The following is a 15958-nucleotide window of genomic DNA, read 5'->3' on the forward strand; positions in this document are numbered from 1 at the left end:
GAGTATCAACAGGGCCGCGTACAAGCCGGTCGGGGTCCTGCTGGGCCTCGCCGCCGGTACCGTCGCCGGCGCCATCTTCCGGCAGGTCTGGAAGCTGACCGCGGGCGACGGCGAGGCGCCCAGCGCCAGCGACGAGGACCGTGGCTGGGGCGAGGTGCTGGCCGCGGCGGCGTTGCAGGGCGCCATCTTCGCGCTCGTCCGGGCCGCAGTGGACCGTGGCGGCGCGGTGGGCGTACGCCGGCTCACCGGTCACTGGCCGGACTGAGACGAGTTCGCGTGGGGCCCCCGAGCCGGTCGGTAAGGGGGCCTTTCGCATGGCGGTAAGCGCCCACCCAGCGGATCTCCGGCATCCGTCAGGTCACATGTCGGAGAATTTCGTCGGGTAGGCTGTGCAGAGTTTTTGCGTACGTGGTTTGCTGTTCCACGCTGTTGAGAGATGGCGTGGGTTGAGAGAAGTCTCCTTCGTGGGGGCCGCCTCAGGCGCCGCTGCTCGAAAACGGCCAACCGGCCGCACGGCGTGCTCGGCCGCCAGTTTTAGAAGGAGATACACATGGCGCAGGGAACCGTGAAGTGGTTCAACGCTGACAAGGGCTTCGGCTTCATCACCGTCGACGGCGGGGGTGCTGACGTGTTCGTCCACTTCTCGGCCATCCAGACCAGCGGCTACCGCACGCTGGAGGAGAACCAGCGGGTGGAGTTCGAGATCGCCCAGGGCCAGAAGGGCCCGCAGGCTGAGCAGGTCCGCCCGATCTGAGCAGCGCCGGCCGGCCCCCGTCGGCCAGTGGGTGATCCGGCCCCTCGGATCGACGCGAAGCCCCGTATCCCCAGGGATGCGGGGCTTTCCGCGTCTCCGGCCACAGCCCGCGATCGCTCGGTTGGCGCGGTGGCCGGGGCGGTTTCGCTGCGGTCGGGCGGGTTGCCCGGTGGCTGGCGGGGCGCGTGCCGGGTCAGCGCCGGCGGCGGGCGCGCAGGCCGAACCAGAGCACGACCAGTCCAACCAGGACGAGCACCGGGCCGGCCACCGCCCAGACCCGCCGGTCGGTCATGACGCTTTCGTCGACGTACCCCAGGCCCTGCACGGTCCAGACCGCGCCGACCACCACGGCGAGCAGGCCGAGGGTGAGCCGGAACCAGCCCCTCACCGCCGTACCCCTGCCTGGACGCGCATCCCGTCGGTGCCCGCCGTGCTCACCACCGGTCGTGCACCCGTGGCCGGATCAGCTCGTCGTAGACCTCACGCACGGCCGCCTGCTCGGCCGCCGACAGCGGCGCCAGGCCCGCCACCGCGGCGTTGCGCCCGGCCTGCCCGGCGTCCCGGGCGCCGGGGATGACCACGGTGACCCCGGGCTGGTCGACCACCCAGCGCAGCGCGAACTGCGCCATCGTGCGGTCCGCGCCGACCAGCGGCACCAGCCGGCGTACGGCCGCCAGCCCCAGTTCGAAGTCGACCCCGGAGAACGTCTCGCCGACGTCGAACGCCTCGCCGTGCCGGTTGTAGCTGCGGTGGTCGTCGGGGGCGAAGGTGGTGTGCTCGTCGTAGCGGCCGGAGAGCAGCCCGCTGGCCAGCGGTACCCGGGCGATGATGCCCACCCCGGCGGCCGCGGCGGCCGGCAGCACCCGCTCCAGCGGCTTGCGCCGCAGCGCGTTGAGGATGATCTGCACGCTCGCCACGCCGGGCCGGGCGATCGCGGTGAGTGCCTGGTCGCAGGTCTCCACGCTGACCCCGTAGCCGGCGATCCGCTTCTCGGCGACCAGGGTGTCCAGCGCGTCGAAGACCCGGTCGTCGGCGAAGACGGCGGTCGGCGGGCAGTGCAGCTGGACCAGGTCGAGGGTGTCCGTACCGAGGTTGGCCCGGGACCGGTCGGTCCACGCGCGGAAGTTCGCCAGGGTGTACGCCTCGGGTGTCTGCGGCACCCGGCGGCCCATCTTGGTGGCGACGGTCAGCCCGGCGTCCGGGCGGTCGCGCAGGAACCGGCCGATCAGCTGCTCGCTGCGCCCGTCGCCGTAGACGTCGGCGGTGTCCAGGAAGGTCACGCCGGCCTCGACGGCGGCGGTGAGCACGCCCATCGCGTCGTCCTCGCTGACCGTGCCCCAGTCCGCGCCGAGTTGCCAGGCGCCGAGGCCGATCACGCCGACGTCCCGGCCGAGCCGGTGGAAGGTGCGCTGCTCCATGCCGGAGAGCCTAGTGAGGCCCTTGCCGGCCCGCCCAACCGGCCGTACGGTCAACAAGACGGACGTACGGTTTGGGAGGCTGGCATGTGGGATCCGACGACGTACCTGCGCTACGGCGACGAGCGCTCCCGGCCGTTCCACGACCTGCTGGCCCGGGTGGCGGGCGACCGGCCGCGCGCGGTGGTCGACCTCGGCTGCGGGCCCGGCCAGCTGACCGCCACCCTGGCCGCCCGCTGGCCGGCCAGCCGGGTGGTCGGGCTGGACTCGTCGCCCGAGATGATCGAACGGGCCACCGCGCTGGCCACCCCGGTCGGCTTCGCCGTCGCCGACGTCCGGGACTGGCACCCCGACCCGGACGTGGACGTGGTGGTCGCCAACGCGGTGCTCCAGTGGGTGCCCGAGCACCGGGAACTGCTCACCCGCTGGGCCCGGGAGCTGCCCGCCGCGGCCTGGCTCGCGGTGCAGGTACCGGGGAACTTCGCCGCCCCCTCGCACCGGGCGCTGCGCGAGGTCGCCGGCCGCCCGGCCTGGCGCGCCGAGCTGGCCCCGCTGCTGCGCGAGGCACCCGTGGACGACCCGGTCGACTACGCCCGGCTGCTGACCGGTGCCGGCTGCGCGGTGGACGCCTGGGAGACTACCTACGTGCACCTGCTGCCGGCCCGCGCCGACGCGGACCACCCCGTGCTGGCCTGGATGGAGGGGACCGCGCTGCGGCCCGTCCGGGCCGCCCTGGACGCCGCCGGGTGGGCGGACTTCCGGGCCGAGCTGGGGGTACGGCTCGCGCAGGCGTACCCGGTGCGGCAGGGTCAGGTGTACTTCCCGTTCCGCCGCGTCTTCGTCGTGGCCCGTACCGGCGCCCGTGCCGAGGAGAACCTGTGACCGACCTGCCCACGTTCATCGCCGGACTGCCCAAGGTGGAGCTGCACGTACACCACGTCGGCTCCGCCTCGCCCCGGATCGTCGCCGAGCTGGCCGCCCGCCACGAGGGGCGCAGCCCGGTGCCGGCCGACCCGGCGGCGCTGGCCGACTACTTCGCGTTCCGCGACTTCGCCCACTTCATCGAGGTCTACCTCACCGTCGTGGACCTGATCCGGGACCAGGACGACGTCTGGCTACTCACCCACGAGGTGGCCCGGGAACTGGCCCGCCAGCAGGTCCGCTACGCCGAGCTGACCGTCACGCCCTACTCGCACGTGCATCGGGGGATCCCGGCGCCGGCGTTCTGCGAGGCGATCGAGGACGCCCGCAAGCGGGCCGCCGCGGACTTCGGTATCGAGCTGCGCTGGTGCTTCGACATCCCCGGCGAGGCCGGTCTGCCGGCGGCCGAGGAGACCCTGCGGATCAGCCTCGCGGAGAAGCCGGACGGGTTGATCAGCTTCGGCCTGGGCGGCCCGGAGATCGGCGTGCCCCGGCCGCAGTTCAAGCCGTACTTCGACCAGGCCCGGGCCGCCGGGCTGCGGTCCGTGCCGCACGCCGGTGAGACCACCGGCCCGCAGACCGTCTGGGACGCGCTGCGCGACCTCGGCGCCGAGCGGATCGGGCACGGCATCTCCGCCGCGCAGGACCCGGAGCTGCTCATCCACCTGGCCGAGCGGCAGATCGCCCTGGAGGTCTGCCCGACCTCCAACGTCCGCACCCGGGCGGTGGCCAACCTCGACGAGCACCCGCTGCGGCAGCTGGTCGAGGCCGGGCTGCTGGTCACCATCAACTCCGACGACCCGCCGATGTTCGGCACCACCCTCAACGACGAGTACGCGGTCGCGGCCCGGCTGCTGGACGTCGGCCCGGAGGGGCTGGCCGCGCTGGCCCGTAACGCGGTGACCGCCTCGTTCCTCGACCCGGCCGGAAAGCAGCGGATCACCGCCGAGATCGACGCCTACCTGGCCACCCACCGCAGCTGACCGGCCCGGCCGCACCCGCCGCCACCTGCGGCGACGGCGTCCGAGCCGCCCGTCGGTCCAAGATCGCGCTAGAACCGCGATGTAGTGGCCTTCCGCCGCCGGGAGGCCACTACATCCACGTTCGAGCGTGACCTTCACCGGATGGCGCGGAACGGCCGGGTGGGACGGCGGGGAAGAGGTGGGCGCGCGGCGGGAGCAGGTGTGGGGGGACCGTTTCTCCCGCCGCGCGCACGGCTCCACCGGCGGTGGGTGCACGGGGCAACATCCGGTGGAACTGATGGGTTCGTACCTGAATCGTGGCAGTCCCGAGCCGGTGCGGCGGCGTCGTTAACCGAGGCCTAAGGAAGACTTGCGCCGGCCCACAGCCGGCCGCTCCCATCGGCCGCCGCCCAGCCGACAGCGCCCCGGCCGGCGACTCTTCACCGGCGTCGCCCGGCCCGGTGCCCGGCACGGCCCGGTCGTGACGCAGGCGCGTTCGGCGACCGCGTTCGTGCCGCGGACCGGGACGTTCAGCCGACGGAGGGGCGCTGGCGGGGCCAGCGGCGGCCGGTGCTCTTCTGCTCCCGTGCCTCCCGGGCCATCCGGCCGACCAGCCCGAACCGGTTGACCTGGCGCGGCGCCGCCTCCGGGTCCACGAGCAGCATCACCACGCTGGCTCCGCCCAGCCGCGCCCGGTCGATGCTCACCGAACCGTTGGCCTGCAACGCCACCCGCTTGGCGATGTCCAGCCCGAGGCCGGTCGAGCCTTGGTCGCTGGCGCCCCGGCGCAACGCCCGGTCGGGGTTGGCGATCCCGGGCCCGGCGTCGTCGATCCGGATCGCCACGTAGCCGTCCCGCCGGGAGACGGCCACCTCGAACGCGGTGCCCTGGGGGGTGTACCGGAACACGTTGCCGATCACCGCGTCCAGCGCGGCGGCCAGCTCGGCCCGCGGCACCGGCGCGGGGATGCGCAGCTGGGCGCCGATCACCCGGTGCGGGCGGTTCTGGTCGCCGGCGAGCGCCGCCCAGAACACCATCCGGTCCCGGACCACCTCGCTGACGTCGCACATGGCTGGCCCGGTCTCGTGGGTGACCGCCTTGCGGGTGGTCTTGATCAGTACGTCGATCTCGCCCTCGAGGGTGACGATCGCCTGCCGGATCCGGCGGATGGTGCGCCGGCGGTCCAGTTCCGCCTCGCTGAACGTGCCCACGCTGGTGTCGTCGGACTCCAGCGCCTCGGCGTCCAGACGGAGCACGGTCAGCGGGGTGCGCAGCCGGTGCGACAGGTCCGCCACCAGCTCCCGCTCGTCGGTGCGGGAGACCACCAGCCGGTCGGCCATCCGGTTGAAGGCGTGACCGGCCTCGGCCAGCTCGCGCGGCCCGCTCGGCTCGACGCGTACGGCGAGGTCGCCGTCGCCCACCGCTAGCGCCGCCCGGGCCAGGCCCTGGGCCGACTCGACGGCCCGCGCGGCGACCCGGTCCACCACCAGCACCGCCGCGCCGGTCAGCGCGGCGGCCACCCCGAGCAGCAGCAGCCAGCGCCCGCCGAGGCCGCCGCCCGGCTCCGGCACGAACACCTCGACCACGGCCGTCCGGTCGCCGAGCACCACCGGGTCGAGCCGAACCACGCCGCCGGCCACGTCGACGATCAGCGAGCGGCGCTCCGACCGGGCCCGGTCCAGATCGGCCGGGCGGGCCCGGGCGGCCGACTCGTCCAGGCCCAGCCCATGCACCACCGGCCGGGTCGCCGGGTCGTCGCCACTGGCCTCGACGGCCCGCAGCACCACCGCCGGGTCGGTGCTGACCGCGAGCGCCCCGGTCACCAGCGCACCCCGCCGGGCGGCGTCCGCGACCGCCTCGTCCTGGGTATGGTCGCCGAGGACCGCGCCGAGGGGGATCAGGAAGGCGAGCGCGGCCAGGGCGCACATGCCGGCCGTGAGCAGGGCCAGCGTGATCCTCAGTCCGGCGCCACCAGCCGGAAGCCGACCCCCCGCACGGTGCGCAGGTAGCGCGGCTTCGCCGCGGACTCGCCCATCTTGCGGCGCAGCCAGTACAGGTGAACGTCGATGGTCTGATCCTCGCCGACCGATGGCTGCCGCCATACCTCCTCCAAGAGCTCCCGGCGGGACACTACCCGGCCCGGACGTGCGGCGAGATACGCCAACAGGTCGAATTCCTTGCGGGTCAGCGCCAGGGGCTCACCGTCGAGGTGCGCGCTGCGCTCGCCGACGTCCACCCGGAGCCCACCGACGACGTGCACGGCCGGCTGGACGCTCCGGCTGGCCCGGCCCGCCCGGCGCAGCACGGTGGTGATCCGGGCGTCCAGGTGCGCGCCGGTGAACGGCTTGACCATGTAGTCGTCGGCCCCGGCACGCAGCAGGCGTACCACCGACTGCTCGTCGTCCCGGGCGGTGGCGATGATGATCGGCACGTCGGTGATGCCGCGCAGCATCCGCAGCGCGTCCGAGCCGTCCAGGTCGGGCAGGCCGAGGTCGAGCACGACGAGATCGGGTGTCTCGGCGGCGACCCGGCGCAGCGCGTCCAAGGCCGTGCCGACGGCGTGCACGGCGTGCCCCCGGTCGGCGAGGGACCGCAGCATCGCGCCGCGTACGACGTGATCATCTTCGACCAGGAGCACGGTGGCCACCCCAAGACGGTACTTCCCGTGGCAAGTTGATCGCGTTGCGGCGCTCCTGCCAACCCGGCAAGCTGGTACAACGATGTCCTTCACCCTCTTCTCCGACACCCGCCTGGCCCTCGCCCGGGACAGCCTCGCCGGTCTTTCGGTCGGCGACGCGCTCGGCTCGCAGTTCTTCGTCCCCGGCCGGCACCCGGCCGACTTGGCCGCCGGGAAGCTGCCCCCGCCGCCCTGGGAGTGGACCGACGACACCGAGATGGCCTGCTCGGTGGTGGCCGCCCTGGCCGACGCCGGCCGGATCGACCGGGACGCGCTCGCCGCGGCCTTCGCCGAGCGCTGCGAGCCCTATCGGGGGTACGGGCCGGGCGCGGTGACGATCCTGCGGCTGATCCGCACCGGCACGCCGTGGCCGGTGGCCGCCGCGTCCGCCTTCGACGGGCAGGGCTCGTGCGGCAACGGCGCGGCGATGCGGGTCGGCCCGCTGGGCGCGTGGTTCGCCGACTCGACGACCCGGGCGGCGGCGCAGGCCCGGGCGTCGGCGGAGGTGACCCACGCCCACCCGGAGGGGATCGCCGGGGCGGTCGCGGTGGCGGTGGCCGCCGCGCTGGCCACCCGCGCCCGGTTGGACGGGTACCGCCCGGCACCGGACCGGTTGCTCGCCGCGGTGGCCGCGCTGCTCGATCCCGCCAGTGAGGTGCACCGGGGGGTACGGCGCGCGGTGGACCTGCTCGGCCGGCCGCTGCCGGCGGTGGTCGACGCGCTCGGCAACGGCTCCCGGGTGACCGCCCAGGACACCGTCGCCTTCACTCTCTGGGTGGCCGCGGTGCACCTGGACGACTATCCGGCGGCGATCCGCGCCTGCGTCGAGGCGGGCGGCGACGTCGACACCACGGCGGCGATCGCCGGCGCGGTGGTGGCCGCGCACACCGGCGTGGGCACCCCGGGCGGCGTGCCGTCGGAGTGGCTGGCCGCCCGCGAGCCGCTGCCGGACTGGCTGGACTGACCCGGCCCCACCAGCGCCGCCCCGCCGGGCCGGTGCCGCTCCGCCGGGTCGGTGCCGCCCCGCCGGGCCGGTGGCCGCGATCCCGCTCCCGTCCGGTCCTGCGGCAGCTCCTCCGGTCGGGATGCCGGACCGTCGTCGCCGGCCGGCGGACTGCCGTGGGCCGGGGCCGGGCTGTCGGTGGCCGGGATCTCGGTGGTCGGGTCGGCGCCCAGCGGCGCCACCGCCCGGCTGTCGGCCGCCGCGGGCGGCTCCACGTCGAGGACGGATCGGTCGATCGGGGCGGCCGGCTCCCGGCGGCGCCAGCGGCTCGCCAGCCAACCGATCGCCGCCCCGCCGCCCAGCCCGGCGAGCAGCCCGGCGGCGAGCAGCGCGTCGGCGTTTCGGCCGTCGTCCGCCCCGGCTGCCGCCTCACCTGCGGCCGGCCCGCGCGCCGCGCCCCCGGTGTCCGCGCCGGCCACCGGCGGGGCGCCGTGCCCGCCGTGCCCGGCGACCGCTCCGGGGGGCGCGGGGGACAGGACCAGCACCGGCGCCCGGTGCGCACCGGCCGGATCGGCCCAGCGCACCACCGTGCCGTCGGCGTACGTCTGGATCACCTGGAAGGTGAACCGGTCGACCTGCGGCAGGGGACCCATGGAGAGGGTGAGCCGGGCCGGGGCGGCGCCCGATCCGGGCATCCGGGTCCAGGTCACCGCGCTGGTGACCGTGTCGAGCCGGACGCCGTGCAGGCCGGTCACCGGCTGGTCCAGCCGGCGGGTGGTGATCCGGGGCGCCCAGCCGTCGACCGACATCGGGTACACCTCGGCGATCGGCGCGTCGGCCGGCAGCCGGACCTCGATCCGGTCGGTCCGGGTGCCGGGCCGTTCCTCGGGCACCACGAACTCCAGCTTCACCGCGTCGCCCTGCCGGGCCTGCGTCGGGTTGGTGGTCACATCCGCCGCGTCCGCCGTGGCGGGCCAGGCCAGCACGGCGGCCGCGGCCAGGGCGGCCACCGCCCCGGCCCGGCGGCCCAGGCCGCGTGTCATCGCCATCTTCGGGTCCCCATCCGTCTCCGCGCGGCCGGCACCGGTTTCCGGCCACACCCGGTAGTTCGGATCGCGCGCCGAAATGGTTCAACCGTCCGGTGCCGGCCGTGGACCGTCGACCGCCGGGCGGTGGGCGTCGCCGACCGTGCCGGCGAGCACGACCGATAGCATCGGCAGGAGCCGCGTGTCGGCGTACATCCGTTCCGTCTGCTGGAGGAGTCACCGTGTCCGCACCCCGTACCCCCGCCGTGGCCGACCCCGTCGTCGTCGCCGCCGGGACCACGGCGGCCGACGCGGTGGCCGCGGCCGGGCTGCCCGCCGCCGGCCCGAAGGCGATCGTCGTGGTCCGCGACCCGCAGGGCGTGCTGCACGACCTGGACTGGATGCCGGCCGTCGACACCGAGGTCGAGCCGGTCAGCCTGGACTCCCCGGACGGGCTGAACGTGCTGCGCCACTCCACCGCGCACGTGCTCGCCCAGGCCGTGCAGGACATCTTCCCGGAGGCCAAGCTCGGCATCGGCCCGCCGATCGAGAACGGCTTCTACTACGACTTCGCGGTCGACAAGCCGTTCCAGCCGGACGACCTGACCCGGCTCGAGAAGCGGATGCAGGAGATCATCAAGTCCGGCCAGCGGTTCCGCCGGCGGCGCTTCCGCAGCCTGGACGAGGCGAAGGCCGAGCTGGCCGCCGAGCCGTTCAAGCTGGAGCTGATCGACGTCAAGGGCGAGGGCCTGGACTCCTCCGAGGTGATGGAGGTCGGCGGCGGCGAGCTGACCATCTACGACAACCTGGCCGCGAACGAGGAGAAGGTCTGCTGGTCGGACCTGTGCCGCGGCCCGCACCTGCCGAACACCCGGCTGATCGGGGCGTTCAAGCTGATGCGCTCGGCGGCCGCGTACTGGCGGGGGTCGGAGAAGAACCCCCAGCTGCAGCGAGTGTACGGCACCGCCTGGCCGACCCGGGACGAGCTCAAGGCGTACCTGAAGCTGCTGGAGGAGGCCGCCCGGCGCGACCACCGCAAGCTCGGTGCGGACCTCGACCTGTTCAGCTTCCCCGACGAGATCGGCTCCGGGCTGGCGGTCTTCCACCCCAAGGGCGGTGTGCTCAAGCGGGAGATGGAGGACTACGTCCGGGCCCGGCACATCGAGGAGGGCTTCCAGTACGTCGGGACCCCGCACATCTCGAAGGAAGGTCTCTTCCACACCTCGGGCCACCTGCCCTACTACAAGGACACCATGTTCCCTCCCATGCAGATGGAGGGCAGCGACTACTACCTCAAGGCGATGAACTGCCCGATGCACAACCTGATCTACAGGTCGCGCGGGCGGTCCTACCGTGAGCTGCCGATGCGGCTGTTCGAGTTCGGGTCGGTCTACCGGTACGAGAAGTCGGGCGTCATCCACGGGCTCACCCGGGTGCGCGGCTTCACCCAGGACGACTCGCACTCGTACTGCACGAAGGAGCAGGCGCCGGCCGAGGTCAAGCACCTGCTGGCGTTCGTGCTCGGCCTGCTCCGCGACTTCGGCATCACCGACTTCTACCTGGAGCTGTCGACCCGGGACGAGTCCCGGCCGGACAAGTTCGTCGGCTCGGAGGAGGACTGGGCGACCGCCACCGCGGTGCTGGAGCAGTGCGCGAGGGAGACCGGGCTGGAGCTCGTCCCCGATCCGGGCGGCGCGGCCTTCTACGGCCCGAAGATCTCGGTGCAGGCCAAGGACGCGATCGGCCGCACCTGGCAGATGTCGACCATCCAGTACGACTTCAACCAGCCCAAGGGCTTCGGGCTGGAGTACCAGGCGGCCGACGGCACCCGGCAGCAGCCGGTGATGATCCACTGCGCCAAGTTCGGCTCGATCGAGCGGTTCGTCGGGGTGCTCACCGAGCACTACGCCGGCGCCTTCCCGGCCTGGCTGTCCCCGGTGCAGGTGGTCGGCATCCCGATCCGCGACGAGCACGCCGACTACCTGCACGGGTTCGTCGCGGCGCTGCGTGCCGAGGGGATCCGGGCCGAGGTCGACACCGGTGACGACCGGATGCAGAAGAAGATCCGCACCGCCCAGCAGCAGAAGATCCCGTTCATGGTGATCGCCGGCGACGACGACGTGGCGGCCGGCACCGTCTCGTTCCGCTACCGGGACGGCTCGCAGCGCAACGGGGTGCCGATCGCCGAGGCGGTCGCCCACGTGCTGGACGTGGTCACCACGCGGAGCAACATCGGGCCGTCGGCCGCCTGACCCTGGTGAACCGAAGCCCCCCGCAGCGCGGGGGGCTTCGCCGCCGGATCACCAGCCGTCAGATGCCGCAGGTCGGCGCAGACCAGGACCGGCTCGGGCTGTTGCCCAGGTGGGTGTGGTCGTTGTGACCCGGGTAACCGGGGCCGAGGATGTTGCTGAAGCCGTGGTAGCGGGCCTGCTGCGCGAGCCGGCAGAACGAGGGCGACCCGGTCAGGTCGACCCCGTCGCCGTAGAGGTGCCGGCTGTTGGAGGCTCCGCCGACCGCGCTGTTGCAGGCGTAGCTGCGGAAGCCGCTGCTGATGTAGATCGGCACGTTGCCGAGGGCGCGCCGCATGGCCTGGAGCTTCCACATCGACACCCGCGCGTTGAACTTGGCGGTGCTGGCCGAGACCGCTCCGCCGGACCAGGTGCTGTTGCACCGGTTCCATTCCGCGTAGCTGAAGTTGACCGGGGTGCAGTCGTCATCCTGCAACGAGTAGATCTTGTTGAAGGTCTGCGGGCCGGCGATGCCGTCCGCGCTCAGGCCGTACGCCTGCTGGAAGCGGGTCACCGCCGCCGCGGTGGCCGGGCCGTACGCGCCGTCCAGGCCGAGCACCGCGCCGTAGCCGGGGTAGCCGGAGACGCGGATCTGGAGTTGCCGGACGTCCTCGCCGGACATCCCCTGGGACAGGGTGCGTCCCCAGGTGTAGCAGCCGTCGGCGTGTGCCGCCCCGGGGGTGAGGGTGACGCCGACCACCGTGGTGGCGGCGGCCAGCGCGAGCGCCGCGAAGAACCTGCCGAGCCGTCGGATCATGGAGCCCTCCATCGGTAAATAGAAGTATCTGGATGCATAGAATTTTCAGATGTGCGCTTCGATCCGTCAACAACTTGCAGGAACGGACATCCCGCCGGCGGGCGTCGCCGCCGGCCGGGCCGGGTCCGTAGGATCGGCTTGTGACAGGGGCGGAACGGCACACGGACAGCGGCATGGCCGACGGCCTGGAGCGGCTCTGGACGCCGCACCGGATGACCTACATCTCGGGCGAGGACCGGCCCGAGGGCGGCTACGAGAAGCCCACCGGCTGCCCGTTCTGCCTGGCGCCGGGGCGGCCGCCGGAGGAGAGCCTGGTGGTGGCGCGCGGCGAGCACGTCTTCGTGGTGCTCAACCTCTACCCGTACAACCCGGGCCACCTGCTGGTCTGCCCCTACCGGCACGTCGCCGACTACACCGACCTGGACGCGGCGGAGACCGGCGAGCTGGCGACCTGCACGCAGACCGCGATGCGGGTGATCCGCAAGGTCAGCAACGCGCACGGGTTCAACCTCGGCATGAACCAGGGCGGCGTGGCCGGCGCCGGGATCGCCGCGCACCTGCACCAGCACGTGGTGCCGCGCTGGGGCGGCGACGCCAACTTCATGCCGGTGATCGGCCGCACCAAGGTGCTGCCCCAACTGCTCGGCGACACCCGGGACCTGCTGGCCCGCGCCTGGCCGTCCTGAACCGGCCGCGCGCCACCCGTCCGGGCCCGCCGGGTGGCACGATCTGCCGATGGCAGTCAGCACGCGGACGTTGGGTCGCAGCGGCATCGAGGTCAGTGCCCTCGGCATGGGGTGCTGGGCGATCGGCGGCCCGTGGGCCGAGGGCAGTCAGCCGCTGGGCTGGGGCGCGGTCGACGACGAGGAGTCGGTACGCGCCGTACGGCGCGCGCTCGACCTCGGCGTCACCCTCTTCGACACCGCCGACACGTACGGGGCGGGCCACGGCGAGCGGGTCCTCGGCCGTGCGCTCGCCGGCCGGCGGGACGAGGCGGTGATCGCCACCAAGTGGGGCTACACCTTCGACGAGGCGACCCGGCAGGCGACCGGCGAGGACGCCTCCCCGGCGTACCTGCGGCTGGCGGTGCACGACTCGCTGCGCCGGCTGGACACCGACCGGATCGACCTCTACCAGCTGCACCTGGCCGACCTGCCGGTGCCCCGGGCCGAGGCGCTGGTCGGCACCCTGGAGGACCTGGTCGCCGACGGCCTGATCCGGGCGTACGGCTGGAGCACCGACCGCCCCGACCGGGCCGCCGCGTTCGGCCACGGCGCCCCGCGCGCCACCGCCGTGCAGCACGCCCTCTCGGTGCTCCGCGACGCCCCCGAGCTGCTCGCCGTCTGCGACAAGTACGACCTGGCCAGCGTCGTCCGGGGGCCGCTCGGGATGGGGCTGCTCACCGGCAAGTACAACGCCGGCTCCACGCTGCCCCGCGACGACGTGCGGGGCGTCGCGCCGGGCTGGCTGGAGTGGTTCCGCGGCGGCCGGCCGGCGCCGGAGTGGCTGCGCCGGGTCGCCGCGGTGCGGGCGGCGCTGACCGGCGACGGGCGCACCCTGGCCCAGGGCGCGTTGGGCTGGATCTGGACGCGTAGCGGCCGCAGCGTGCCGATCCCCGGCTGCCGTACCGTCGCCCAGGTCGAGGAGAACGCCGGCGCACTGGGCTGGGGGCCGCTGCCGCCCGACCAGTTCGCCGAGGTGGAGCGCCAACTGGCGGCCCTGCGGGCGGCGGCGTTGCGCTCCGCCGACCGCCCCTACTGGCCCAGCCCCACCCTCCCCGCCACCCACCCGTAACCCACCCCCGCCCCGGGTACCTCAGCGCCGGGGCGAGGGCGGCCGCCGTGTGCGGCGCCCAAGCTTTCCCTGAAGGAGGGCCCTCGGCCGGGCGCGGGGCCACACTTTCAGGGAAAGAGGGCCCTCGGTTGGGCGCGAGGCCGCACTTTCGGGGAAAGTGCGGCCTCGGGCAGGCGCGGGCTGGGATGGGCCGGCAGGGGTGGGGCTGGGGAGGGGGTCAGGCGCGGGTGGCGTGTTCCTTGCGGATCTGGTCGGCCAGGTGGGTGGGCATCGGCTCGTAGCGGGCGAACTGGCGGCGGAAGGTGCCGGTGCCCGAGGTCATCGAGCGCAGCTCGACGGCGTACCGGAGCAGCTCGGTGGCGGGCACCTCGGCGCGCACCAGGGTGCGCCCCTCGCCGTCCGGGTCCGGTTCGGTGCCGAGCACCCGGCCGCGCCGGCCGGACAGGTCGCCCATCACCGAGCCGACCGCCGAGTCGGGCACCCGGATGACCACCTCGTCGACCGGCTCCAGCAGTGCCGGCTGGGCCTTCTCGGCCGCGTCCTTGAGGGCCAGCGCGCCGGCGGTCTGGAAGGCCGCGTCGGACGAGTCGACGCTGTGCGCCTTGCCGTCGAAGAGCGTCACCCGCAGGTCGACCACCGGGTGACCGGCCACCAGGCCGCGTTCCATCTGGGCCCGTACGCCCTTCTCCACCGAGGGGATGTAGTTGTGCGGCACCGCCCCGCCGACCACCCGGTCGACGAACTCGAAGCCGGCGCCGCGCGGCAGCGGCTCCACCTCGATGTCGCAGACGGCGTACTGGCCGTGCCCGCCGGACTGCTTCACGTGCCGGCCGTGCCCCTTGGCCGGGGCGGTCAGCGTCTCCCGCAGCGACACCCGGACCGGTTCGGTGTCCAGCTCGACCCCGCCGGCGCGCAGCCGCTCCAGCACCACGTCGGCGTGCGCCTCGCCCATGCACCAGAGCACCAGCTGGTGGGTCTCCGGGTTGCGGTCCAGCCGCATCGTCGGGTCGCCGGCGACCAGCCGGGCCAGGTTGCGGGCCAGCGCGTCCTCGTCGGCCCGGCTCTTGGCCACGATCGCCACCGGCAGCAGCGGTTCGGGCATCTCCCAGGGGGCGATCAGCAGCGGCTCGTCCTTGGCCGAGATCGTGTCGCCGGTCTCCGCGCTGCCCGACTTGGTGATCGCGCAGATGTCGCCGGCAACGCAGCTGGCCACCTCGCGCAGGCTCGCGCCCAGCGGGGTGTAGATGTGCCCGACCCGCTCGTCGGCGTCGTGGTCGGGGTGGCCGCGCTCGGCCAGGCCGTGACCGGAGACGTGCACCGTCTGCTCCGGACGCAGCGTGCCGGAGAAGACCCGGACCAGGGAGACCCGGCCGACGTGCCGGTCGATGGTGGTCTTGACCACCTCGGCCACCAGCGGGCCGTCCGGGTCGCAGGTCAGCGGCGGGCGGGGCGAGCCGTCCACCCCGCTGACCGCCGGCAGCTCGTGCTCCAGCGGCGACGGGAAGCCGGCGGTGAGCACCTCCAGCAGCGCGTCCAGCCCGACCCCCGTCTCCGCGCAGACCGGTACCACCGGGTAGAAGTGGCCGCGAGTGACCGCCTTCTCCAGGTCTTCGATGAGGATCTCGGTGCCGATCTCCTCGCCGCCGAGGTAGCGGTCCATCAGGGACTCGTCCTCGCTCTCGGCGATGATCCCCTCGATCAGCTCGTTGCGGGACTCGGCGATGGCCGGCAGGTGCTCCGGGTCCGGGTCGCGGACCACCGGCGGGTGGCCGGCGGTGTAGTCGAAGACCCGGCGGGTGATCAGGCCCAGCAGGCCGACGGTGGAGACGCCGTCGTCGCCGAGCATCGGCAGGTAGAGCGGGAGCACGTTGTCGCCGAACACCCGCTGGCAGAGCGCCACCGCCTCGTCGAAGTCGGCCCGGGGGTGGTCGAGCCGGGACACGGCGACCGCCCGGGGCATGTCGACCGCGGCGCACTCCTCCCACAGGGCGGCGGTGGCGGCGTCCATCCCGTCCACGGCGGAGACCACGAAGAGCGCGGCGTCCGCGGCCCGCAGGCCGGCGCGCAGCTCACCGACGAAGTCGGCGTAGCCGGGGGTGTCCAGCAGGTTGACCTTGATGCCGTCGTGCAGCAGCGGCGCGCAGGCCAGGCTCACCGAACGCTGCTGGCGTACGGCCGCCGGGTCGTGGTCGCAGACCGTGGTGCCGTCGGTGACCGTGCCGGCCCGGGTGATCGTGCCGCTCGCCGCGAGCAGCGCCTCGACCAGGGTCGTCTTGCCCGCTCCGGAGTGCCCGACGAGCACCACGTTGCGGACCCTGTCGGGTTCGGTCACCACCGGCGCGCCGCCGGTGATCCCCTTCTCCTGATTCTTCTGCGCCATGGGGCGCACCTCCCTCAGCCGGTGGTGGTGGCGACCGCCGCG

The 15958-nt window shown here is 74.0% G+C and carries 14 protein-coding genes and 1 pseudogene; 8 read left to right on the top strand and 7 right to left on the bottom strand.

Going from position 1 to position 15958, the window contains the following annotated elements:
* Positions 1-4: 4 nt before the first annotated feature.
* Positions 5-265 (top strand): DUF4235 domain-containing protein, encoded by a 261-nt coding sequence (locus tag FHX32_RS31435; protein ID WP_486481470.1) that lies wholly within the window; start codon positions 5-7, stop codon positions 263-265.
* 285 nt (positions 266-550) lie between these two features.
* Positions 551-754, top strand: coding sequence for a cold-shock protein (locus FHX32_RS31440; protein ID WP_007075740.1), 204 nt, complete (start codon positions 551-553; stop codon positions 752-754).
* A 193-nt stretch (positions 755-947) separates the two neighbouring features.
* Here FHX32_RS31440 and FHX32_RS31445 read toward each other — a convergent pair whose 3' ends face one another.
* Together FHX32_RS31445 and FHX32_RS31450 are read right to left on the bottom strand one after the other, a co-directional pair.
* Complete coding sequence (locus FHX32_RS31445) at positions 948-1142, bottom strand: hypothetical protein (protein ID WP_167191389.1); 195 nt, start codon at positions 1140-1142, stop codon at positions 948-950.
* Between the two features lie 46 nt (positions 1143-1188).
* Positions 1189-2172 carry an aldo/keto reductase gene (locus FHX32_RS31450; protein WP_167191391.1) on the bottom strand — a complete coding sequence of 328 codons (984 nt, stop codon included), beginning with the start codon at positions 2170-2172 and terminating at the stop codon, positions 1189-1191.
* Between the two features lie 84 nt (positions 2173-2256).
* Between FHX32_RS31450 and FHX32_RS31455 the strand changes: the two genes are divergently transcribed.
* Both FHX32_RS31455 and FHX32_RS31460 read left to right on the top strand, forming a co-directional pair.
* Positions 2257-3051 carry a trans-aconitate 2-methyltransferase gene (locus FHX32_RS31455; protein WP_167191393.1) on the top strand — a complete coding sequence of 265 codons (795 nt, stop codon included), beginning with the start codon at positions 2257-2259 and terminating at the stop codon, positions 3049-3051.
* Positions 3048-4073 (top strand): adenosine deaminase, encoded by a 1026-nt coding sequence (locus FHX32_RS31460; protein WP_167191395.1) that lies wholly within the window; start codon positions 3048-3050, stop codon positions 4071-4073. The genes FHX32_RS31455 and FHX32_RS31460 overlap by 4 nt, the downstream gene beginning before the upstream one ends.
* A gap of 509 nt (positions 4074-4582) precedes the next feature.
* Here FHX32_RS31460 and FHX32_RS31465 read toward each other — a convergent pair.
* Together FHX32_RS31465 and FHX32_RS31470 are read right to left on the bottom strand one after the other, a co-directional pair.
* The gene (locus tag FHX32_RS31465; protein ID WP_208419624.1) at positions 4583-5980 is read right to left on the bottom strand and encodes a sensor histidine kinase; all 1398 of its coding nucleotides are present in this window, start codon (positions 5978-5980) and stop codon (positions 4583-4585) included.
* 29 nt (positions 5981-6009) lie between these two features.
* Positions 6010-6699: a response regulator transcription factor gene (locus FHX32_RS31470; protein ID WP_088994906.1), complete on the bottom strand. Its 690-nt coding sequence runs from the start codon at positions 6697-6699 to the stop codon at positions 6010-6012.
* A gap of 73 nt (positions 6700-6772) precedes the next feature.
* Here FHX32_RS31470 and FHX32_RS31475 point away from each other — a divergent pair, with 73 nt between their 5' ends.
* Positions 6773-7693 (top strand): ADP-ribosylglycohydrolase family protein, encoded by a 921-nt coding sequence (locus FHX32_RS31475; protein WP_167191397.1) that lies wholly within the window; start codon positions 6773-6775, stop codon positions 7691-7693.
* Between the two features lie 545 nt (positions 7694-8238).
* Here the strand turns inward: FHX32_RS31475 and FHX32_RS35540 are convergent.
* Positions 8239-8721: pseudogene (locus tag FHX32_RS35540) on the bottom strand (DUF1775 domain-containing protein); the annotation flags it as partial.
* Between the two features lie 218 nt (positions 8722-8939).
* On the opposite strand from FHX32_RS35540, the gene thrS reads away from it, so the two are divergent.
* On the top strand, positions 8940-10949 hold the full coding sequence (gene thrS, locus FHX32_RS31485; RefSeq protein WP_167191399.1) for a threonine--tRNA ligase: 2010 nt from the start codon (positions 8940-8942) through the stop codon (positions 10947-10949).
* 58 nt (positions 10950-11007) lie between these two features.
* Here the strand turns inward: thrS and FHX32_RS31490 are convergent, their stop codons facing one another.
* Positions 11008-11742: a D-Ala-D-Ala carboxypeptidase family metallohydrolase gene (locus FHX32_RS31490; protein ID WP_167191401.1), complete on the bottom strand. Its 735-nt coding sequence runs from the start codon at positions 11740-11742 to the stop codon at positions 11008-11010.
* 173 nt (positions 11743-11915) lie between these two features.
* Between FHX32_RS31490 and FHX32_RS31495 the strand changes: the two genes are divergently transcribed.
* Positions 11916-12428 (top strand): HIT family protein, encoded by a 513-nt coding sequence (locus FHX32_RS31495; RefSeq protein WP_208419709.1) that lies wholly within the window; start codon positions 11916-11918, stop codon positions 12426-12428.
* A gap of 49 nt (positions 12429-12477) precedes the next feature.
* A complete protein-coding gene (locus FHX32_RS31500) occupies positions 12478-13536 on the top strand; it encodes an aldo/keto reductase (protein WP_167191404.1) in 1059 nt (352 codons plus the stop codon).
* Between the two features lie 217 nt (positions 13537-13753).
* On the opposite strand, the gene FHX32_RS31505 is transcribed toward FHX32_RS31500, so the two are convergent.
* A complete protein-coding gene (locus FHX32_RS31505) occupies positions 13754-15916 on the bottom strand; it encodes an elongation factor G-like protein EF-G2 (protein ID WP_167191406.1) in 2163 nt (720 codons plus the stop codon).
* Between the last annotated feature and the right edge of the window lie 42 nt (positions 15917-15958).

Source organism: Micromonospora sp. CNZ280, assembly GCF_011759515.1.

Coding starts and splice junctions, on each gene's coding strand:
- FHX32_RS31465 (WP_208419624.1), bottom strand. CDS start 5,980: ATGTGCGCCCTGGCCGCGCTCGCCTTCCTGATCCCCCTCGGCGCGGTC.
- FHX32_RS31500 (WP_167191404.1), top strand. CDS start 12,478: ATGGCAGTCAGCACGCGGACGTTGGGTCGCAGCGGCATCGAGGTCAGT.
- FHX32_RS31495 (WP_208419709.1), top strand. CDS start 11,916: ATGGCCGACGGCCTGGAGCGGCTCTGGACGCCGCACCGGATGACCTAC.
- FHX32_RS31490 (WP_167191401.1), bottom strand. CDS start 11,742: ATGATCCGACGGCTCGGCAGGTTCTTCGCGGCGCTCGCGCTGGCCGCC.
- FHX32_RS31475 (WP_167191397.1), top strand. CDS start 6,773: ATGTCCTTCACCCTCTTCTCCGACACCCGCCTGGCCCTCGCCCGGGAC.
- FHX32_RS31450 (WP_167191391.1), bottom strand. CDS start 2,172: ATGGAGCAGCGCACCTTCCACCGGCTCGGCCGGGACGTCGGCGTGATC.
- FHX32_RS31440 (WP_007075740.1), top strand. CDS start 551: ATGGCGCAGGGAACCGTGAAGTGGTTCAACGCTGACAAGGGCTTCGGC.
- FHX32_RS31505 (WP_167191406.1), bottom strand. CDS start 15,916: ATGGCGCAGAAGAATCAGGAGAAGGGGATCACCGGCGGCGCGCCGGTG.
- FHX32_RS31455 (WP_167191393.1), top strand. CDS start 2,257: ATGTGGGATCCGACGACGTACCTGCGCTACGGCGACGAGCGCTCCCGG.